General features: G+C 46.4%; 16 protein-coding genes. 6 read left to right on the top strand and 10 right to left on the bottom strand.

Going from position 1 to position 21415, the window contains the following annotated elements; translation table 11 throughout:
* Positions 1–4: 4 nt before the first annotated feature.
* Both DWW52_RS14750 and DWW52_RS14745 read right to left on the bottom strand, forming a co-directional pair.
* Positions 5–706, bottom strand: a complete 702-nt coding sequence (locus DWW52_RS14750; protein WP_118716272.1) for a response regulator transcription factor — start codon at positions 704–706, stop codon at positions 5–7.
* Positions 707–724: 18 nt separating this feature from the next.
* On the bottom strand, positions 725–2098 hold the full coding sequence (locus DWW52_RS14745; protein WP_118716271.1) for a sensor histidine kinase KdpD: 1374 nt from the start codon (positions 2096–2098) through the stop codon (positions 725–727).
* Positions 2099–2264: 166 nt separating this feature from the next.
* On the opposite strand from DWW52_RS14745, the gene DWW52_RS14740 reads away from it, so the two are divergent.
* The 5 genes from DWW52_RS14740 (at position 2265) to DWW52_RS21035 (ending at position 7415) form a co-directional block, all read left to right on the top strand.
* Positions 2265–2498 (top strand): hypothetical protein, encoded by a 234-nt coding sequence (locus tag DWW52_RS14740; RefSeq protein ID WP_118716270.1) that lies wholly within the window; start codon positions 2265–2267, stop codon positions 2496–2498.
* 11 nt (positions 2499–2509) lie between these two features.
* On the top strand, positions 2510–3562 hold the full coding sequence (locus DWW52_RS14735) for a BF3164 family lipoprotein (protein WP_118716269.1): 1053 nt from the start codon (positions 2510–2512) through the stop codon (positions 3560–3562).
* A gap of 140 nt (positions 3563–3702) precedes the next feature.
* The gene (locus tag DWW52_RS14730; protein WP_118716268.1) at positions 3703–5571 is read left to right on the top strand and encodes a hypothetical protein; all 1869 of its coding nucleotides are present in this window, start codon (positions 3703–3705) and stop codon (positions 5569–5571) included.
* A gap of 136 nt (positions 5572–5707) precedes the next feature.
* A complete protein-coding gene (locus DWW52_RS14725; protein ID WP_118716267.1) occupies positions 5708–7189 on the top strand; it encodes a glycoside hydrolase family 10 protein in 1482 nt (493 codons plus the stop codon).
* A gap of 88 nt (positions 7190–7277) precedes the next feature.
* Complete coding sequence (locus DWW52_RS21035; RefSeq protein WP_158582619.1) at positions 7278–7415, top strand: hypothetical protein; 138 nt, start codon at positions 7278–7280, stop codon at positions 7413–7415.
* Between the two features lie 257 nt (positions 7416–7672).
* On the opposite strand, the gene DWW52_RS14720 is transcribed toward DWW52_RS21035, so the two are convergent.
* The 6 genes from DWW52_RS14720 to DWW52_RS14695 all read right to left on the bottom strand — a co-directional run bounded on the left by DWW52_RS14720 (position 7673) and on the right by DWW52_RS14695 (position 18877).
* Positions 7673–8827, bottom strand: coding sequence for a TlpA disulfide reductase family protein (locus DWW52_RS14720; RefSeq protein ID WP_118716266.1), 1155 nt, complete (start codon positions 8825–8827; stop codon positions 7673–7675).
* 76 nt (positions 8828–8903) lie between these two features.
* Entirely contained in the window at positions 8904–10508 is a 1605-nt protein-coding gene (locus DWW52_RS14715; protein WP_158582618.1) for a RagB/SusD family nutrient uptake outer membrane protein, read from the bottom strand.
* 31 nt (positions 10509–10539) lie between these two features.
* The gene (locus tag DWW52_RS14710; protein ID WP_158582617.1) at positions 10540–14187 is read right to left on the bottom strand and encodes a SusC/RagA family TonB-linked outer membrane protein; all 3648 of its coding nucleotides are present in this window, start codon (positions 14185–14187) and stop codon (positions 10540–10542) included.
* 154 nt (positions 14188–14341) lie between these two features.
* Positions 14342–15508 carry a FecR family protein gene (locus DWW52_RS14705; protein ID WP_118716263.1) on the bottom strand — a complete coding sequence of 389 codons (1167 nt, stop codon included), beginning with the start codon at positions 15506–15508 and terminating at the stop codon, positions 14342–14344.
* A gap of 344 nt (positions 15509–15852) precedes the next feature.
* Entirely contained in the window at positions 15853–18351 is a 2499-nt protein-coding gene (locus tag DWW52_RS14700; protein WP_118716262.1) for a glycoside hydrolase N-terminal domain-containing protein, read from the bottom strand.
* The gene (locus DWW52_RS14695; RefSeq protein WP_118716261.1) at positions 18320–18877 is read right to left on the bottom strand and encodes an RNA polymerase sigma-70 factor; all 558 of its coding nucleotides are present in this window, start codon (positions 18875–18877) and stop codon (positions 18320–18322) included. Before DWW52_RS14695 ends, DWW52_RS14700 begins: the two co-directional genes overlap by 32 nt.
* A 232-nt stretch (positions 18878–19109) precedes the next feature.
* On the opposite strand from DWW52_RS14695, the gene DWW52_RS14690 reads away from it, so the two are divergent.
* The gene (locus DWW52_RS14690; RefSeq protein ID WP_118716260.1) at positions 19110–19601 is read left to right on the top strand and encodes a hypothetical protein; all 492 of its coding nucleotides are present in this window, start codon (positions 19110–19112) and stop codon (positions 19599–19601) included.
* 115 nt (positions 19602–19716) lie between these two features.
* Here the strand turns inward: DWW52_RS14690 and DWW52_RS21030 are convergent, their stop codons facing one another.
* A complete protein-coding gene (locus tag DWW52_RS21030; protein WP_158582616.1) occupies positions 19717–19893 on the bottom strand; it encodes a hypothetical protein in 177 nt (58 codons plus the stop codon).
* A 306-nt stretch (positions 19894–20199) separates the two neighbouring features.
* Positions 20200–21231 carry a TlpA disulfide reductase family protein gene (locus DWW52_RS14685; RefSeq protein WP_148315380.1) on the bottom strand — a complete coding sequence of 344 codons (1032 nt, stop codon included), beginning with the start codon at positions 21229–21231 and terminating at the stop codon, positions 20200–20202.
* Between the last annotated feature and the right edge of the window lie 184 nt (positions 21232–21415).

Below are 21415 nucleotides of genomic sequence, written 5' to 3'. Positions count from 1 at the left end.
TACTTCACGCCCCTTTTTTCTTCTTTTTCTTGATTATCAACCCGAAGCCTTTTCCCCACGAGGTAAGAATGGCGGCCTCGGCGTTCTTGGGGAAATATTTTCTTAACCGGGAAATCACTTTATCCAGATAACGATACGATTCTTCAAAACCGTTTCCCCACCCCTCACGCAATAGATACTCCTTATCTAAAAATTGATTTTTATTCACGCACAGCGCTTTCAAGATTCTCGCTTCTATGGGAGTCAACTGGTAGACTTCATTGTCTTTCGTCAGGTTACGACGTACAGGATCGAACCACACGCCATCGGTAATTACCAGAAAATCCATCTCGTCCTTTTGCGGTTCAACGTTTTTCAAGCAGCGTTCTATTCGTAGAACAACCTCTTCCAGAAGAACTTCTTTCCGAATGTAATCGTCGGCCCCAGAGTGGAAACCGTCGATAGCACACTGACCTCCCGGCAAGGAACTGATAAACAAGATGGGAATCGACACGTTTTCCCGGCGAATAATTTTAGCCACCTCGAACCCGGTCATTTGAGGCATAACCACGTCCATCAATATCAAATCAGGAGATTCCTTCTGGTACAAGCTCAACGCTTGCGCTCCATCGGCCGCGTGGAAAACCTGATATCCGGCCTTTTCCAAATAGTCAATACACATCTTCGCCTGTATGGCATCATCTTCCGCGTACAAAATTTTAATCATCTTCCCGTTCGTCTACTGTTAATTGTTTTCATCTTTAATCAAAGGAATCATCACGGTAAAAGTAGTACCCTCTCCCACCTCGCTCTTTAACCGGATCACTCCCTCGTGAGCCTCAATGACTTGTTTCACGTAACTTAACCCTAACCCGAAACTGTGTACATCTGTCGAACGAACGCGCTGCACCCTGAAATAACGGTCGAAAATCTTCTCTTGAAATTTCTTGGGAATACCGATCCCGTTATCTTTAACCGCGATAGCGACCATCCCCTCGACCTCCTTGCATTCAATTTCGACTTCAGCCGGATCTCCCGAATACTTAATCGCGTTTTCGATCAAATTGCTTATCGCATTCGGGAAATGCATATCATCAGCTTCAATCACGTCAACACTCAATTGATAATTGACCTTTATTGTCACGTTCTTCCCGATCAACACGGGATCAAATAAAGCGACAAGTGAATCAATAGTTACGCGCAAATTTAATTTATTCCATGATATTTTAAAACCTTGTTTCCAAACAGATAATAATTTATGAACAGTTTTATTCAAGATATCAGTCCGTTCATACGTGATATCTAAATACTTAAGTTGCTCTTCCTTTAAATTTTCAACACCATTCGATTTCACGCTCGTTACGGCATTCTGCACCGTGGCTAAAGGTAATTTTAACTCGTGAACCAAACTACTCATGAATTCTTCACGAATTTTAGATTCACGATATTGAGCAACGATCGTCTTAATCTGATAATATAAGCAGAAAAACAACAAGCCCAATAAAAGGAAAGAACTAACTAGAGCTCCGGTCATATCTCGGAAAAATGCCTTATAAGGAGTGTCAAAATAAACAATCACGCCATGATGACTATTCAGTCCCAATTCTACTACACGTGAAACAAGACGCCGTTTAATTTTAGAAGAACTCTTTTCGGTAGAAGCGAGAATTTCACCACTCTCAGTATTTATCAGTTCTAATATATATTCTTCTTTTATCCCCTTACGATCAAAGATTGATGTACAAATACTATCTAACATGAGAATATTTTCTGTTGCCTGCTCTTTTATTAAATCATAACAGACTTTACGTGGAATACTCGAATATCCGTAATCCTTATCATAGTTAAGAACTGTTGTATCTCCCTTCAAAACAAACTTCACAAGACTTTCATTTGAATTCACACTTATAATAACAGGATTCTCTCCTTTTGCCTGATTACGCATTATATACTCTTCAAAATCAGATTCCACAATCTCCAACAACGTATTATTTACCAAATTCAAATATTCTACTTTCTTGAATTCAATCGTTCGATTTAGCCAGAACCGTTGAAATATCAGTAAGCAGAGTATAGCAAAAATCACGACACCCCAAACAATATAAATCTTTCTATTCATATACCACAGTTTTATAAATCCACGCAAAAATATAGAAATTATTCTCTATTTCACATATAAAATCGCTCAAAAACATTAACGTCTATTAACTAAAAATTGGTACAAATTTGGTACAAATTAAACCATTCCGATACTTTATCTTTGTCTCGCATCAAAACCAAAACAAATGAGAAAAACAATATTAATCACACTATTTATATCTATTGTCTTAGTACTGACACTACAAAATGTGAGTCTAAGAAAAGATTCCACGAATATAGATATAAAAATTCAGAATGTTGAAGCATTGGGTGCGGATGAATCAGGAAGCAACAATCCATGTACTGCACCCGGTGGTTTATGTTTTACTTTCGATGAAGACGGAAACCCTGTCTACTCAGTTGGTTTATCAATCCCTTAGAATCATTTGTTATGAAAAAGATATTATATACAATTTTAGCCTCATTTCTCGCATTTAGTTGCTCTGACGAGAAACATAATACTCCGAAACAAGATAATCCCTTGTTTAGTACAAGTCGTGCCGTAACTTTAAACAAACTTGATGGAAGAATCAATCTTGAAGAAATCGGGATTTATAACCCGACTAAAGTAATAAAAAAGGATTCTTTATTTATCGTGCTGGATCAAGAAGGGTTGAACAAGATTTCGATATATAACGAAAAAGGAAAAGTCTTGGGTAGTTACCTGCCAGTTGGTATGGGGGCTGATCGGGGACTATATATTCTCACGATGAATCTCGATACGAAAGGAATGCTCACGGCTTATGACTACGGCAACGATCGGTTGGTTGAATTCGACATGAATCAATTCGGACAACCGGGATTCGGCCCGAAATTCATCGACATGCCAAAAGACAAAAAACATCTTTGCGTGTCAAAATACGGCTCCACAATCATCTCGACCGGGGTGTTTACCGATGGGCGATACGCGTTGATGGATGACGGCAAAGAAGAATTTTTCCTGGATTTCCCTAAAATCCCGACCTATCGTTCAGTAAGCGACACGCTGATGAGCGCTCTATTTGCTAGTAACATTATCAAGATAAAACCAGATGGAACGAAATTTGTCTGCGCGAATATGCTAAGCGGTATTATAGATTTTTGCTCTCTCATACCTTGTAACATCACTCGCATCACCGAGCTGAATCTATATTCTCCGAAAGCCACACTTAAAAGTAGGAGAAACCCGGTTGCATATTCCGCGGGCAATCTTTACGGATTTCGTGACGTCGAGGTAAGCGATGATTACATATTCGCCTTGTATTCCGGTAGAAGTTACCAGCAATACAAAGACCTGATGATATATGGTGAGCGGATCGTTGTGTTCGACTGGGAGGGCAATCACGTTCGCACTTATTTACTAAGAGATCCGTTCACCTCTATTTCTTACAACAAAGAAGAAAATGCCATTTATGGCTTAACAAATAATCCTAATTCAGTGTTGATCAAACATACATTGGATTAATTTTCCGTGGGGGTATTTTGAGCCTTGGATCGGTAATCCCTAACAGGAAAACCCTTCCAAGGACCTCAAAATCAAAACAAATAAAACAAGGAAACAACAAAAAATAACACACACGAGGAATCAAACAGCGAGAATAGAAGATGACCCAACGAATACAGAACATAGTATACCCGATCGCTTTTACAGGCTTTCTTTTACTGGTATCGACGATACTGGTGACTGACCCCGACAGCATGAACGGTATCACGATTGCCAAGTATTTCTGGTTCTATTCAGCGTTATCGGTCGCGGGACTGATAACATTTTTACTAGCTTTTTACTTCAAGTCGATCGCTAGCATCGATTTAACCAAGTCAATAATGATAGGGATCATGACTGTAGTGATTATTGACATATCCCGAAACTCTAACATGGAAATGATGAACGCGAAAATATTTTTGCTACTAGTCATTTCCTTTTTCTTCTTTGACATTTTTTTCAACCATTATAAAAACGCAGCCAAGGCATTTCATTTCGTGATCATCGCCCTCGCGCTGTTGGAAGTAATCTGGGGATATTTCCAGTTATACGCTTATATACCCGATTCGCCAAAAGAATTCAAGCTCACGGGTTCCATCTACAGCCCCTACGCTTACGCCATCCTGCTGGCGATCACGCTACCGATAGCCCTTTACTGGACTATCACGCTATATAAAAAATTAAAGACCAGAATCACGCAATATAACCTGGAAGAAAGCGCGGAGCACACGAAAGTAGAAACGATCGACGAGATCCTTTTATTCCTGTTATCCGCATTCGGGTTGATCGGGATATTATCCATTCTCCCTTTCACCGCGGAACCGATAGCCTGGTTCGTGGCCGGATGCAGCGGTTTATTCGTCCTATACTTCAAGTTGAACATTCACACGATCGTGAAAAATGTATTCTTGAATAACCGTAAACGGGCGATCATATTCATATCATCCCTTTTATTGGCCGTTGGCGGGCTCTTCTCTGGTTTCTACCTGTTACAAAAAGACAAGGTCGACGAGCATTTGTTGACCTGGAAAATATCCTTGCAGGTCGTGAGTGAACACCCCCTGCTCGGCGTGGGAATCGGTAATTTTCACAAAGTATTCGGAGACTTTCAATCCATGTATTTCGAACAAGGTGAACACGGTGAACGGGAAACACTCCTGGCAACAAACCCGAATCGCCCGGTAAATGATTTTATCCGGATTACCGCGGAAAACGGGATCATCGGATTCTTACTCTTCGCGAGTCTTATCGGAACGGTTCTCGTCAGGAGTTTCCGGGATCAGAAAAGACACCCCGAAAAACTGGCCATCACGGGAGCATTAATCGCTTTCACGATCACGGGATTCCTCAGTTCCCCGGTAAAATCCCTGTCACTCGCTATCGTGTTGATATTACTTATCACTCTCGGGACATCAGATATTCTTCCCGACCGAAGAAAACTTCCCAAGTTCGTACCATCACTGGCGACAGTCGTGCTAGTCGGAATCACGACCGCAATCGTGTACCCGCAATTATCCCAATACCAAACTTACAAGGAATGGGCACATGGCCGTCTTTACTATAACATGAAAATATACGCCACGGCTGCCAAAATATACGCCCCGCTAACCAACACACTACGACATCCCCGTCTTCTGGAGGAATACGGCCATGCCCTAGCACAAAGCGGGCAACACGAAAAAAGTATCGAAATCCTGCAGCAAGTGGTACAAACGATTCCCGACCCGATGATATACAATCGTATCGGTAAAAGTTACCAAGCGTTAGGTCTATACCAACTGGCGGAACAAAACTTCCAAAAAGCACATCACATGCTGCCCGGTATGGTATATCCCAATTTCCTGCTGGCAAACTTGTATCACGAAATGGGCTTGCGGGACAAATCGCTGGAATGTGCCCGGCAAGTCATCTCGCAGAAACCAAAAAAAGATTCAAAAGAAGCACAAGATATGAAAGCACAAATGGAACAATTAATCCAATCCTTGGATTAATCCTGCCCGGGGTCGCCCTGACCCCATTCACACCATAGTACATCTAAATCCATCACTTTAGGGAGACATCAGGGTCTCCCTTTCTTTTATTCCGGGAAATACGTATATTCGCGGCATTCTAAATAAATTCACACGCATGAAACATATCCGGTTATTCATTCTATTTCTATTCGCGGGCATCATAACCCTATCGGCGCAAGAATCCCCGAAACGTGAATTTCGCGGGGCATGGATTCAAACGGTATTCCAAGGCGAATACGCCTGCATGAGCCCCGAAGAAATGAAAGCTGATTTTATCCGTAAACTCGACTTACTGCAAGCGTGCGGTATCAACGCCATCATCTTTCAGGTGCGACCGGAAGCCGACGCTTGGTACCAATCGGAAATCGAACCCTGGAGCCGTTTCTGCACGGGCAAACAAGGCGTTGCCCCCAACCCGATGTTCGACCCCATGGCATTCCTCATCCAAGAGTGCCATCGCCGTAACATGGAATTCCACGCCTGGCTCAACCCCTTCCGTGCCGGAACTTCCGGTACTTCCATGCTGGCAGACTCCCACGTCTTCCACGAACATCCAGAGTGGTTCGTAACCTACAACAAACAACTACTTTTTGATCCGGGATTACCCGCTTGTCGTAAATACATCTGTCGGGTCGTGCAGGACATCGTGAGCCGCTATGACGTGGATGCGATCCACATGGACGACTATTTCTACCCGTATCCAGTGAACGGGATGCCTTTCCCGGACGATGACAGTTTTCGCGCTTACGGAATGCAAAAAGGATACAAGCCGGAAGAACGGGATGACTGGCGCAGGGAGAACGTGAACCAGTTGATCCGGGAACTGAAACACACGATCGTGAAAACCAAAGCGTGGGTGCGTTTCGGGATCAGCCCTTTTGGGATCTACCGGAATAAAAAGAGTACCCCTGATGGTAGCGGAAGTAACACCAACGGTTTACAGAATTACGATAACCTGTATGCCGACGTGACGCTTTGGGTGGAAAAGAAATGGATCGACTATAATATTCCACAGGTATACTGGGAGATCGGGCACCCGGCAGCCGATTACATCACGCTGGCCAAATGGTGGGACAAAAATGCCCACGATATTCACTTGTACATCGGGCAGGACGTGGCCCGCACGATGAAAGCCGGGGATCTCACCCGGAAAATGGAATTAGCCCGTTCCTTACGCCACGTGCAGGGTAACTGCTTCTGGCCCGCTAACGAGATTCTCTGGAATAACACCGGGATCGCCGACAGCCTCAAAGAACACTATCACCGCCACACGGCACTTATCCCAGCCTACACCCACATGTACAAGGGACGCCCGAAAAAGATAAGCAACACCCGCCTCACCAGGACAAAAGAAGGCTACACGCTGACATGGATGACCCGCGGTGACCGTGAAGACCCTCGCAATTCCCAGTATTTCGTGATCTACCGCTTTGCCCCCGGCCAAAGTATCAACCTCGACGATCCCTCGAAAATCGCCGCCATCACCCGATACACGGAATGTTATCTTCCCGCCACCCGCACGAAATACCGCTACGTGGTGACTGCCGTCGACCGCTTTCACAATGAATCGAAAGGGAAAAAGATTAAGGTCAAGTAACTGACGCAGGGCATTTATGTCTCGGAAGGATAAATAATTGTACCTTTGTATGTAGAGTAACAATTATCTTTATAAATATTCTATACTTATGGCAAGCTATATCCGTTTTGACTGGGCGATGAAACGCCTACTCCGCGACAAAGCCAATTTCTCGGTACTGGAAGGTCTTATAACGACACTTCTCGGGGAGAAGATCACGATATGCAAGTCACTGAGGAAAAGCTGAAGGTGAAAAAGAGAAGCGTTGGATATCACTCGAAAATTGAAATCAAAAGGAATATCTTCGGTAAACATTTCTGAGTTCACGGGGATTCCTATGAATGAGATAGATCGAATGTAAGTCTTTCACGACACGGTCTACAATAATTTATAACCGGTCTTCAAACTTTAGAGGATATAAATTAAACCGCATCAGCATATTAACTTTGCTAACACGGTTCAATTTACATCCTCTTAATCCCTGTTTAATACAATCCCATAGATTTATCTCTTCAACGCTTTGTCCACCACTGCCGCCAATTCCTCCTTCTCCATGTGTGCCCGTACCACAATCATCCCTTCCTTGTCCACCACTACAAACATCGGTACCGCCAACACGTGGTACAATTCACCTACCCGATAATTCCCTCCTTTCAGAGTCTCGTCAATCACTTGTAGCCACGGTAACTTTTCTTCATCCAGCGCTTTTTCCCACGAAGCCTTGTTCGCATCAATACTCACCCCAATAATTTCTACCCCTTTCTCCCGATATTCCTCGTAAAACTCCCGTACCCAAGAAAAAGAAGCCCGGCAAGGTTTACACCAACTTGCCCAAAAGTCAAGTACCACTACTTTACCCCGGAAATCAGAAAGGCTTACCAACGAACTGTCCCGCTGCGCCAGTGTAAATTCATGAGCTGGGCGTCCCGGCTCAACCCGCCGTCTCAGCTCAACATTCTCCCGCACTTCACGCGCAAACTCGCTCTCCCGCACCTTCGCATCAAACTGGCCAAAAACCAATTCCAACTCCTCCAATGGCATTTCATTCATCATGAAACACAACCAGTAAGCAGCCGCTTCCACGGAAGGGTTAGCTGCCATAATCTTCAATTGCTCTTCCTTCACCCGCGCCATATACGCATCAAACTCTTTTCTATACATCCAAAAAAAAGTTGTATCTTCCAATATTTCCGGGGTATCCAACACTTTTTTTGCCAGTTCTGCATATTTCTTAAACTCCGGTAATGCCTCCACCACTCTATACTGCTCGCTCAATTCCCGTTCTACATCATGATTCCTGGATCCGGTAACGGTCATTCCTTTAACAATCAAGTCTCCTTCTTCATTCATTCCCACATTTTTCCAATTTCCTCGCATCTCAATCCGACTGTTCTCCAACACCAAACTTATCTGAACCGCTTCCTTTCCTTCCGGAGCCACCACCACCAAGGCGAATCCCACATGTGGTGTTTCTCCTTCAAACACAAACTTCCCTGCCTTCATCTCCACCGTATCGCAAATCACTTGTTTACCCATCATCAATACGGCTTTCCCGTCTCCAGCTCCTTTAAACACACCTTTCAGTACATATCCGGCCTGACTATTACAGGCAAACAACACACTCATCACCAACAACATCAAATATTTTTCCATTTTCATATTACTTCAAAATTAATTACAAATCTCTATTCATTCAATAATTTATCCACCCTTCATCTTATAAATCAACTAGTTTTTATTCCCAACCTGCATTCTGTTCCCAGCCCATCGTCTCAGCTTCAAATGTATAGAAAGGCAACGCCCAACGCGGGTCGTCCGGAGTAATTTCCAGTTGAACACATGTACCCAAATCGGCAGGATTAGTCAAAATTTCGCGGCGAATAGAAATACCGGCATTCTCCGCCCCATTCAGACGTTTAACATCATAGAACCTCCAGAAAGCTCCCATCTCGCGCAAACGCTCGTCCAACACATCCTGCACGCTTCCGGTAACACCATCCTCAGCTGATGCTTCATCCATAAAACGGGTGTAACGCAACGTTTTCAACGTCTCTGCTGCCGTCCCCGTATCACCACTCCGCGCCTCACACTCGGCCTTTATCAGATACATTTCTGCCGTCGTCATACCAATAAGCGAATTACCGGAGAAACGCGAATAACTATACAAATTCCAAGGTTTCAAATGTTGCCAATTTTCATAACTGATATATTCTGTCCAAGTATCTTCATCCAATTCGACAAGATTAGCGTAAGCCATCAAAAGCGGCGTACAAGAACTATAGAAATAAATCCAGCGAGCATCATTCTCCCGATCCCAAAGATTATAAAATGACTCTGAAATCGGGCAGGTTCCCCCTAAACCTTCCCAAGATACATTGGGTAAATATAACTCTTCATATTTCGCTACCGCCTCTGTATCCATGTCCTCCAAATCAAACATCGAACTTATAACGATTTCATCCACCGGCTCACCCGCTTCATCCAGTATACTAATAAAACTCCACGGTGTCAACTCGTATTCAGGTTCATTTTTAAAATCCACCAATGTACTGTGGACTTTCAACGCATTCGTAGCATTCTGCAATGCCAACTCGTAATCCCCCCGATACAGGGCTACCCGCGCCCGGAACGCCTGCACCGTCGGTACCGTCGGACGGAAATTATGTACCCGGTCAAACGCCGTACGTCCCGCTTTGGTCAACGCTTCTTCTGCCAGTTTCAAATCCTCATAGATATGTTTCAGCGTATAGCCAACCGTCTCCCGGCCCGGAATCTCCCCTGCCATGGTATTATCCCGATAACCGATGCCCGGTTTATCATCCCCCCACAGGCAATACTGCGTCAACAGCATAAAATGATAATATGCCCTCCCGAAACGCGCCTCGCCCTCCACTTGATTACGGACTGCCTCGGTCGTCTGCACCACCTTATCCAGATATTCCAATACCGTATTGAAACGATAAATCCGTTCCCAAACCGGAGTCCAGGTCCATAACATCCAATCTGAAGTTGTCAATGTTTTTCCTTGCCAGCAATACGCTTCATAAGTGGTCGACTCGCTCGACAACAACCCGTACACGTAAAACTCCGGTGTCAGTTCCACTGCATCCGTCAGCGGAAGAAATTCCGTTAGGTAAGCACCGGAAGAAACTCCCTCCCCGGTTATATTATCAACTTTATCAAACAAATAAAGATCTATGCTGCCTGTCAAACCATAAAGCTGATCCATGTGATAAATGTAAGCACTACCCGACTTGTCCGTAGGCTCATCCAGAAAATCACTGCACGAACTCAATATCATAGCTCCCAACAGGGTGACGATTGTATATATTTTTTTCATATTCCTTACAGTTAATTTATTCACACTCATTTTACCAACTCTTAAAACCGAGTCTCAAACCAAACGTAAAAACAGGCATCGGTTTCAAACTCCCAAGAGGATAATTAGGATCCATTTTCCCGTTGGCACTCCAAATCAGCCCTAAATTACTCGCCTGCGCGTAAACATTTATATGATTAAACACCCCTTGTTTCGCCAACAAGCTTTGCGGCAGATCATACCCCAAAAACACCTCGTTTAAACGGATATGGTCTCCTTTCATTAAATTATTCCTGAAATACATGGCAGCCCCTATCGTGGCAGAATATGCCAGCCCTCCCCGGAAAGCTTCCACATTTCCATCAGTATAAAGCGGCAATTCGGAATAAGACGCCTGGTTAGCATATCCCTTGTCATACACCTCAAAAGCCTTGTCCAGATGTTTAGAATAAGCAGCAAGATTTCTGCGATCGGGCGAAAAACTATCATAATAACTATTCATAACATAATAACCAAACTGCCCTGTAATCATGAAAGAGAACGTCACCCCTTTCCAATTAAACTGGTTACTAAAACTCAATGAACTCGTCGGTTCCATCGGTCCTAAATAATAAACCCAGTTATTATCATTAAACGTCTGTCCTTCCCGGGGAATCACGTAATCCATCACGTGCGAGGAAGAATAGTCCAAGATGGTCTCCCGGGCACCATCTCTCCCTTCCAACAACACATAACCTTCGGGCGTATACCCCACCGGCTTCAGCACACTGACAGAACCGATCGGGTGTCCTACCACGTAAGGGGTACCAACAGGCATATAAGGCCCCGTATAGCCGAATTTTTTCAACTCATTATGATTGTATGAATAATTCATCATCCCACTCCACTTCAAATCCCCCGCGACAGGCAAGTTCGAACCGATTGAAAACTCCACACCCCGGTTCAATATCTCCGCGTTATTCAACAACATGGAATTCTCCCCCTGCGAAATTACCGGCACCGTTGTCGTCGCCAACACATCATAAGAATACTTATTATAAAACTCCACGTTACCGCTCAATTTATGCCCGAAAAGTGCCACATCTACACCGATATTGAGCGTCCGCGACTTCTCCCACGTCAGTGTATTGTTGCCGCGTGCCGCAATCGTGTTAAAAGATTCATTCCCCGAATAAATGAGATTACCCGGATGCACCGCCACCGTCGTCACGCTGGACGTTCCCCGCTTACCAGCCGCCACTCCAGCGATACCGTACGATGCGCGCAATTTCAACTGATCTACCCAAGACACCTGCTGCATGAAAAGCTCGTTCGAAATCAACCAGCTGGCACCGACAGACCAGAATGGAGAGAATTTATCACGCACATCTTCCGCCTGGAAATTGGAAGCATCCGTACGGAAACTGACTGTCAACGAATAACGGTCGTCATAGGTATAAGCCGCATTGGCATACACCGAGAAGAAACGATCCTCTAAAGTCGACAGACTTCCTAGCTTCTCATAAGGCATGTATCCGGATACCCCGAAAATATTGTCTCTTTTCGTCACGTAATCCAGCTCCGTTAACACGGAATTGGTATACTTATTATACCCGTAACGTGTCACTTTCGGGTCCGCTTCCGTCGTGGCGGAAATAACCTCCGATCCCACCAGGATATTAAACGCTTGTTTATCTTTCACCATGCTATAATCCACCTGTCCTCGCAAATTGTAAGCCTCATAAGTATGCCCCTCGTTGGAAAACACACCCCCGTTCGGGAAATAAGAGATATACCTTCCCGTCTCCTGCAGTTCGGCATACGTGTTATACAAATTCCTCACGTAAAACGATTCCGTCTCGTAAGAGACATGCTTGTTATACCGCCGCTGTTCATACTGCCCTTTAGCACTCACTTTCAATCCCCAGGTAGTCCGGTAGTCAAAACCACCTTGTACCCTGTAATTCATTGTCTTGGAATAGTTATCCGTGTAATCCCGGTCGACAACAGGATTATAAGTCCAATCTACCGGAGTCTTGCCCGCGTAATATTTCCCCGACATCAACAGAGGCTCGTATACAGTCTGAGAAGTTGGCACATGCACAAACTGCCCCTCCTCATCCGCCAAACGCGTCCACGGGCTAAGCCATCCCCGCATACTTTCAATACTCGTACCGTTGTTTTCCTCCTTCCCGAACATCGTGTTCAGCGCCAGTTCGAATGTCAGGTTTCTCGTCAACCGGGCATTTCCGGTCAAGTTCAGCAACACACGCTGACTGCCATTTTCTTGCAGGTAACTGTCCTCATCGTCATAAGAAGCCGAAAAAGCATAATCCAGTTTCTCCGTTGTCCCCCGCAACGACACGTTATACTGCTGACGCACCATCCGCCGGAAAATATACTCGTTCAAATCATCTTTCCATACCCCCCGATTTCCCAGTTTGACAAGTTCCTGTTTTTTAGCCTCATACTCCTCCGCGGTTAGATTCTTTTTACTATCTCGCTCGTACAACATACTGTATGGTGCCGACATATACCGCCGCCGCGCTGAAAGCTTCGTGTAAGGGTCATTACTCGCAAAATTAATCGGGTCGTATTTATGCATTAACTCCTCAAAGCGAAATTGATTCTCCGCCGAAGCCATGTTGAACAGATAACCCAAATCAGCCCGGGAACTCACAGACCAGTAAGCATCCGCCGTGAGCTCCAGCCTGTTTCCACCCCTGCCTTTCTTCGTGGTAATCACGATCACCCCGTTGGCCGCACGCGCCCCGTAAATGGAAGTCGCGGCAGCATCCTTCAACACCGTAACTGACTCCACATCATTCGGATTAATGGATGAAAACGGATCACTTTCAAGCATATAACCACTAATAGGGAAACCGTCTACCACGATCAGCGGATCATTGTCCGGCTTGAAATTAGCTCCCCCCATACCGATTTGCGATATCGTTCCCTGTCCCCGGATGGCAAAACGTACCTGACCATCCACCGGGGCACTCACCACCGTCAATCCCGGCACCAACCCGACCAATGCCTGTGCAAGATTAGAAGTCGGTTTCTGTCTCAACGCCTGCTCATCCACAATCGAGTAAGCACCCGTTGCCCGTTCCTTGGAAATCGTCTGGTAACCGGTAACCACCACGTCGGACAGGTTTTCACTATCCTCTTCCATCGTCACCCGGATAAAACTCTTACCCGCTACCGGGATTTCCTGTTTTTTCATACCTACAAATGAAAAAACGAGTACATGCATCCCATGCTCCGGCAATTTGATTTGGAAACATCCAACGGAATCCGACACGACACCCGAAACCGTACCTTTCAACACAACCGTCGTTCCCGGTAAAGGAATTCCCTGCTTGTCTACCACCACTCCTTTAACAATCTTTTCTTCCACTTTCTTCTCCAACCGAACAAACTCCTTCCAAATCACAATCGTTTTTTCCTCAATAGAATATTTTAGCCCGGTACCTTTCAAACAACTATTCAAGATATCAACAACCGTGGCGTCTTTAAACACAACATTTCGATTTTCTATTCCCTTCAAATCAGCATCACTGTACACGAAACTAAACTCCGTGCGCAACTTAATCTCGTTAATGATCTGTTTTATCGAGACACCCTCGAGCTCCATGCTCACTCGTACTTCTTGGGAATAGACCCCAGCATGCACTTGTAGTGCAAACAAAACCGACAAAATAAATGTTGCTTTCATCATTAGAATTAGCTTCATTAATTTTCTATGCCTATCCATATAGGCATAACATTTTTTTTCCATAACTTTGTAATTAAGATTCGACAATATTTCAATTCCTGTTTGCAGCAGGATGAATTATGACTTGGGGCAGTGTTTGCAGCACTGCTCCTTGTCGTTATTTCACTATGATTGTTTGATTATTTATTTCAAATTTCACCTTCCGGGTTCTCTCGATCAACTTCAACACCCCGGAGATATGCTCGTCTTTCCTGACATTCAACGAGTAGGGAATCTGTTTTAAATTCTCGTTCGCGTAGAATACATCAAAAGAATACCAACGCCCCAATTCCGCGAGGATCACCTCCAAGGGAGCATTATCAAAGATCAAACGCCCGTCTTTCCACCCGACAAACAGGTTGACATCCACTTTCGCCGTGGTCAACAGCTTATCCGCCTTATCGTAATCCGCCTGCTCCCCGGGCTGCAATCTCACCACCCGCCCGTCAGCCTCCACGTTCACCTTCCCCTGTACAAGCGTGGTCAAAACGTTTTCCTCTTCCGGATAGGCCCGAACCCCGAATGACGTCCCCAACACCCGAACTTCCATACCACCGGCTTCCACGAGGAAAGGTTGTTGCTCGTTATGATACACGTCGAAATAAGCCTCCCCGACCAGTATCACTTTCCGGTTCTCCCCCTTGAATTGTTTCGGGTATCTCAATTCCGATTCCGCGTTCAAGTAAACGGTCGTCCCGTCGGCCAACACCAACGTGTACTCACCTCCCCTTGGCACCCGCAACACGTGCAACTCTTCCTTCTCGTCCGGTTGTAGCTCCTCCGATTCCCGGTAATACAATGTATCTCCGCTACTCCGAACCCCGTTCCACACCGAAGAATTACCCCCTTCACCCAACAACACTCTATCCCCTCCCGGAAGCACCAGTTCCGCCTTGGCTTTACCCGGCAATATCTGCACAGACCCGGCAATCACTTCATGCTTGTCGGAAGAACCTGACATGAAATAAATCATTCCCCCGACAATTAACGGCAACGCGATCATCGCCGCGTACCTGATCCATCTCAAACGATTCACCCTCGCGGCTTTCCGGGTTGTCCGGGCCAGTATCCCGTTCCACGTCTTTTCCTCGGCCCCCGGACTCTTCACGAATCGAAGAAATCCTTGTTCCAGATTCTCCATCGACATCACGCGTTGAAACATCTCCTCGTTTTCCACCCGTTTCTCCCGCCACGTCTCCAATTCCCGTTCTCCCGCCTCGTCCAGTTCTCCCCGTGCATGGTCCAGAATCAATTGCTTTATTTTATCATCATCTCGTAACTGCATACTCTCATGCTTTGGTTTATACTAAAGCACGCTAAAGTCCATTTGGTGTAATACAAAAATGCTCTTTTTTTTAATTTTCATTAATTACCACTGATTATCAACGGCTTTAAATTCACCTTTTCCCGGAACAAAACCGGGGATACCCAACCATGTTCCCTGATTATTACCACACGATTACCCGATTATCTCCGGGCTTGACCGTCATTTAGCCGCCACATAACCGCCACATAACCGCCATTTTAGCGGGGAATAAGTAAATTTAACACTAGCCATATCCTCTTCCCGTCACCTTATTTCCCGGCTACAAAGAGCCCACGAGGGAACAACGTGAGAGCGTTAATACTTCATTGCTCTAGCGTAATCCCGTCTTTCGACGGGTTCAACACGACCCGGTAAGATTTTCCCCGGTGGGTAGGAAACGAGAAAACCCGATCCCCATAACGTACAGAACAAAGCGTCCCGGCTTTTGAAACAATGATCGCTTCGGTCAAACAGCCATTCTTCCACCTGATCGACACCTCAAAACCACCGCGGGCACGAAGCCCCGCGATCTCCCCTTCCTGCCACGTGTCCGGTAAAGCCGGAAGCAGGTGAATAAAACCCATGTGACTTTGCAATAACATTTCCGTGACACCCGCCGCGCCCCCGAAATTACCATCAATCTGGAAAGGGGGATGCGTGTCCCACAAGTTATCCAACGTACCATTTTTCAACAAATTACGATACAACGTGTAAGCATGATTCCCGTCATGCAAGCGGGCCCATTGATTCAATTTCCATCCCATGCTCCACCCCGTCGCGAAATCTCCCCGATGCTCCAGTACTACCCGCGCGGCCCTCGCCAATTCGGGCGTACTCACCGGAGAAATCGTGTGTCCCGGATGTAAACCGAAAAGATGATTCACGTGACGATGAGCGTCCTTCGGGTCATCAATATCCCTTGCCCATTCCATCAACTGCCCGTAGCGCCCCACCCGGTAAGGTACAAGCCTTTCCAACACCCGCTCCCACCCGGCTCGTTCCCGCCCGTCGACATCCAGAACCCGGCTCGCCTCGACGGCATCCATTAATATCTCCCGGGCCACGGCATGAACGAAAGTGGCACCCTCGTCAACCGGGCCATGTTCCGGCGAGGTGGACGGGGCTGCCGTGTAAGAACCGTCCGGACGATGCCAGAGATAATCCACCGTGAAACGGGCGCTATTTTTGATAATATCATAACCTATCTCCCGCAAGAAATCCCGGTCTCTCGTGAAATCATAATACTCCCACACGTGCGTTGCCAGCCAAGGACCGGCCATCGGGCAGAAATTCCAAGTCATATCCTCGCTACTCAAGGGAGAAGTGAAACCGAATATATTCCCGGAAATGGAAGTCGTCCACCCCCTCGCCCCGAAGTAAGCCTTGGCCGTCACGGCTCCCGGTTTCTGCAGGGTACGGATAAAATCAACCAACGGCAACATACATTCGGACAGGTTCGCGGGACAAGCCGGCCAGTAATTCATCTGGAGATTAATATTATTATGGTAGTCCACCCGCCAAGGCCCGTCCACGTTATTATGCCACAAGCCCTGCAAATTGGCGGGCATCGTTCCCGGACGGGAACTAGCTATCAACAGGTAACGTCCGAACTGGTAGTACAACTCCTCCAGGTAAGGATCAGGCTGTCCCTGACGATAACGCTCCAACCGCTCGTTCGTGGGTAAATCGACCTCGCCGACAGCCGGGTTTAAACGCAACTTCACCCGATCGAACAAGGCGGAATAATCCCGGTAATGTCTTCTCAACAATCGTTCGTACCCCTTCCCCCCGGCTTTTTCCTGTCTCTGCCGAACGACACCCACGGGATCATTCCCGACGTATGTTCCCGGATCATCAAAATCCGGGTCGAAATTCATCTTGTAATCCGTCGCTGCCGACACGAGAAAAACCACCTCGTCGGCTCCTTCAACCCGAAGCTTCCCCCCCGTGTTCGACACGCTTCCCCCCTTCAGCACGGCCCGCACCGCGACGGCATACTTCATGTGATTATTATCCAATTGCCCCGTGTAAATAATAGCCGCCCTCTTCCTATCGGCCCGGATCTCCCCGCTAGAAACGGGATTAGGAGTATACGTGAAAACCAGATGTTGCCTCCCCCTCCTATCTGCCGAGAATCTTATCACCATCACCTGATCGGGGTACGAGATAAAACATTCCCGACGATAATTCACCCCATCCTTCCGGAATCGCACGACGGTCATGGCCGAATCGAGCGACAATACCCGCTTGTAGTCTTCTATCCCTCGCTCGTCAATACCCGTCCGCACGTGAAACTCCCCCATCGTCGTGAAACTCCCGAAACGGGAAGGCTCCTCGGCGCACGATTCGTAAGGAACCCAACCGTTAAAATTCCGGCGGGTAAGCCGTGCCGCCTCGTCGAAATCACCTTCCGCGAAAGCCTGTCGTATATCTCTCAACACGTGTGCCGATTGCTTGTTCGCGTTCCAATAACAAGCAGCACCTTTTGTCGTGTTAGGCCCGCCCCGCCATAAAGTTTTCTCGTTAAGCGTGATTCTCTCCACGTTGACCGATCCCATTACATTAACCCCCAAACTCCCGTTTCCCAAGGGCAGGGAACGGGATTCCCATTGCCGGTCGGGATTCCGCATGACATCGCCGGCATTCGTTAAACTCTTGCTTTTCAGCCACACGGCCATGCCGCTCGTGTCATTTGGCTGGTCAAACCAAATCTTATACTCCCGCTGTTGCCCTCGTGCCAGCAAAGAGCATACAATAATTCCCAGTGTAAACAGTCCCCTCTTCACACCTTCAGGAAATCCATAATAACAGAGACAACACATTTTTCAATCGTTCTTTCATGTAATGATTCGCGTTATTCTTGTGCTTCTTGACCGTGTTGATCGAAATACCCAGTTTCTCGGCAATCTTCTCGTGACTCATCCCGTCCAGGCTCATCTGGTAGACCTCCTTACACGCCGGGGACAACTCGTCAAACACGGAAAGCAATACTTGAAATATCTCGGATTCCAGTACCCGATCCAGAAAAAACTCCGACTGGTTATCCTCCACGATCATTTCCTCCGCGTATTTATTCTCCACCTGCCGGTGCCGGATCAAGTTCAGGCAATCATTTCGCACCGCCTTGTACAAATAGGATTTCACGGCATTCTCCACCCGGAATTCCGTTCTCTTCTCCCACAACGCCACGAAAGCATCCTGCACGACATCTTCAATAGCGGCCTCGTCATCCACGTATTTAGCGGCAAAATAACGCAACGCCACCACGTAACGGTCGTACAACATCCGAAAAGCCTTTTCCCCTCCGCGAGAGAACTCCAGAACTATATTTACCTCCTTATCACCCAAATTGACTTCATTATTACAAGGTTACACATCCACCCGTTCCCGGCCACACGATTCAATGTCGTTTATCTATCTCACAAATATAAAGTTTTTTCAAGAAAATGGAACAGTAACCAATAAACCTTTTCGCCCGTATCTTGTCATAAGAGCAAATGCATTTTAAAAACGCATGTAATTTACAGACTACCTTAAAATCCTAAATTTCATGCCATTATAAACGTTAATAAAACAAAGTATGAAAACAGTAACCTTAATTATTTCATCTCTATTCCTATTGATGACATTAGGAGTAAACGCGCAAGGTCCACAACATCGCGGCCAAAGAGGGCAAATGAACCCGGAAGAAATGATAAAGAAATCCGTCGAGCAAATGAAGACCGAACTGAAGCTCAACGAGCAACAAGAGAAACAGGTGAAAGATTTACTCACCGAGAACTTCAAGCAAAGAGGCGAACTCATGAAGAAATATCAAGGTCAACGTGATTCCGTGATGTTCCACATGAAGAAAATAGAAGACCAACAAAACGCTTCTCTAAAGAAAATCCTCACCGACGACCAATACAAAACTTACGTCGCTAACCAGGAAAAGAGAAAACAGGAAATGGAGAAACGCCGCAAAGAGATGATGGACAAGCGTGGCGGTCAAAGAGGCGGACACGGTGATCCTGCTGTCGTGAACGAAGAGCACGAATGCACCGGCTGCGGAGGCTGCGGAAAACACAAATAATCAAAAGAATGCACGCATTCAACTACCACCCCTACCCCCTCCTTACACGGGAGGGGAAACCGCTTGGTTATCAACCCTCCCCCCGTGTAAGGGGGAGTTGGAGGGAGTAGGAGTTTTATTTCTCTTTAAAAGCCACACCCACGATTCTACCCAACCCGGTAAAACTTCCGAATTTCACGGGAGCCGCGTTACCATCCTGAATAGTGTATACATGCAACTCACCGCAACCCGTGTCTCCACCCGTCTCGCTATTCACGCAAATCAGTAACTGCAAATAAAAATTATCCCCCACACTTTTCCCCGCGAGACATTTATCAAGGATTCAAACACGATCACTACAAATTCAACAAACGGGCTACAAACATCATTCTTCTGGTAAAATATCATTTTTTTACCGCATTTCTACTGTATAACGACCAGTAAAACACCAGTAGAATACCAGTAAAATACCAGTAGAATACCCCCTCTAGCCCACGTCTAGCGCGGGTTATAGAGGTATTTAAAATACGTGAATATATGTAATAAAAATTAGGCCATTTTTAACTAAAAACGAGCCTAATATCGAACAGGTATTTTTTATTCTAAAAATAAAATATTTTCATAATATTCGCTCCAATATACTTTGTACCTCCTCCGGTTTCGGGTTCACGGCTAAAATCGTCCCGTCCCGATCAACTAGAAACACGCCTCCCCCGGCATTCCCCAGCATGTAACGAGTCCATATCCGGCGACTATCATCCAACTCGATCAATTGCAGCCAGGGATACCCGTCCTGTTCTATCGCCTGTCTCACGCGATCCGTGTTCTTGAACTCCCGCGCCACACCAACGATCTCGAACCCCCGATCCTTATACTTCTCGTAAAGCGGGATCATCGCCTTTGCCTTCGCCCGGCAAGGCATACACCAGGAAGCCCACAAATCAATAACGGCAACTTTCCCCCGGATCACGTCCGAGACCTCCACCACGCGCCCCTCCAAATCCGGGGCCTCGAACTCCACGTAGCGCCCTCCCGGCCGGATTTCCCGGAAACCATCGAGTAACATCTTCCCCAGACGGGTATAATCACTGGAAGGGAATTTCACCGCCAACACCCGGTAAGCCTTTTCCAGCTCGTCATCCGGCTCGTCTTGATACACCTGCCGTCTCTGCAACTCCTCCACCACCAGGAAATAGTACAATTCATCCCATCGTCCCGTGCAAAATTCATGCATGAAAGTAAAGCGCTTCCACCCGACCTCTCGCAGTCGCAACTCCCGGTAGTCCCGGTACCTCTCGTTAAATTCCCCTCCCCGTATCGTGTAACTCTTATCAGCATTCACCGTGATACATACCTCCCCGTCCTCCACCATGAACGGGACGGTATACCACACCCTCGGGTCACGGGTCACGAAAATCAATTTATAACCTTCCACGTGCGGCAATTCCAGCACGTGTTCAAAGCGACCATCCTTCACCGGAACATACGTCCCGTGATAACGGGAATCCACCGTCGCATCCACCAGAAGCACCTCCTTCGCATCCATCCCGACCAACTCGCCACGAATAACGCAACGCACTTTATTGTCTCCCGCGAGGACAACGTTCCCCAAGAATAAAAACAAGATCAAACATCTCAAACAACTTGCCATATTTTTCCGCTTAAAATTTAAAGAGGGACGAGGCAAAAGTCTATTCCGTGTAACTACCCCCTCCGGCTCCCCCTTACACGGGGGGAAAAACCGCTTGGTTATCACCCCATTCCCGTGCAAGGAATGCTTGGTAATCAACACTTTACCCGTGTAAGGGGAAGCTGGAGGGGGTAGTATTAGCAAG

The organism is Odoribacter sp. AF15-53 (assembly GCF_003479425.1).
In the GTDB taxonomy this organism is placed as follows: domain Bacteria; phylum Bacteroidota; class Bacteroidia; order Bacteroidales; family Marinifilaceae; genus Butyricimonas.
This window is presented reverse-complemented; position numbering and strand designations above follow the sequence as displayed.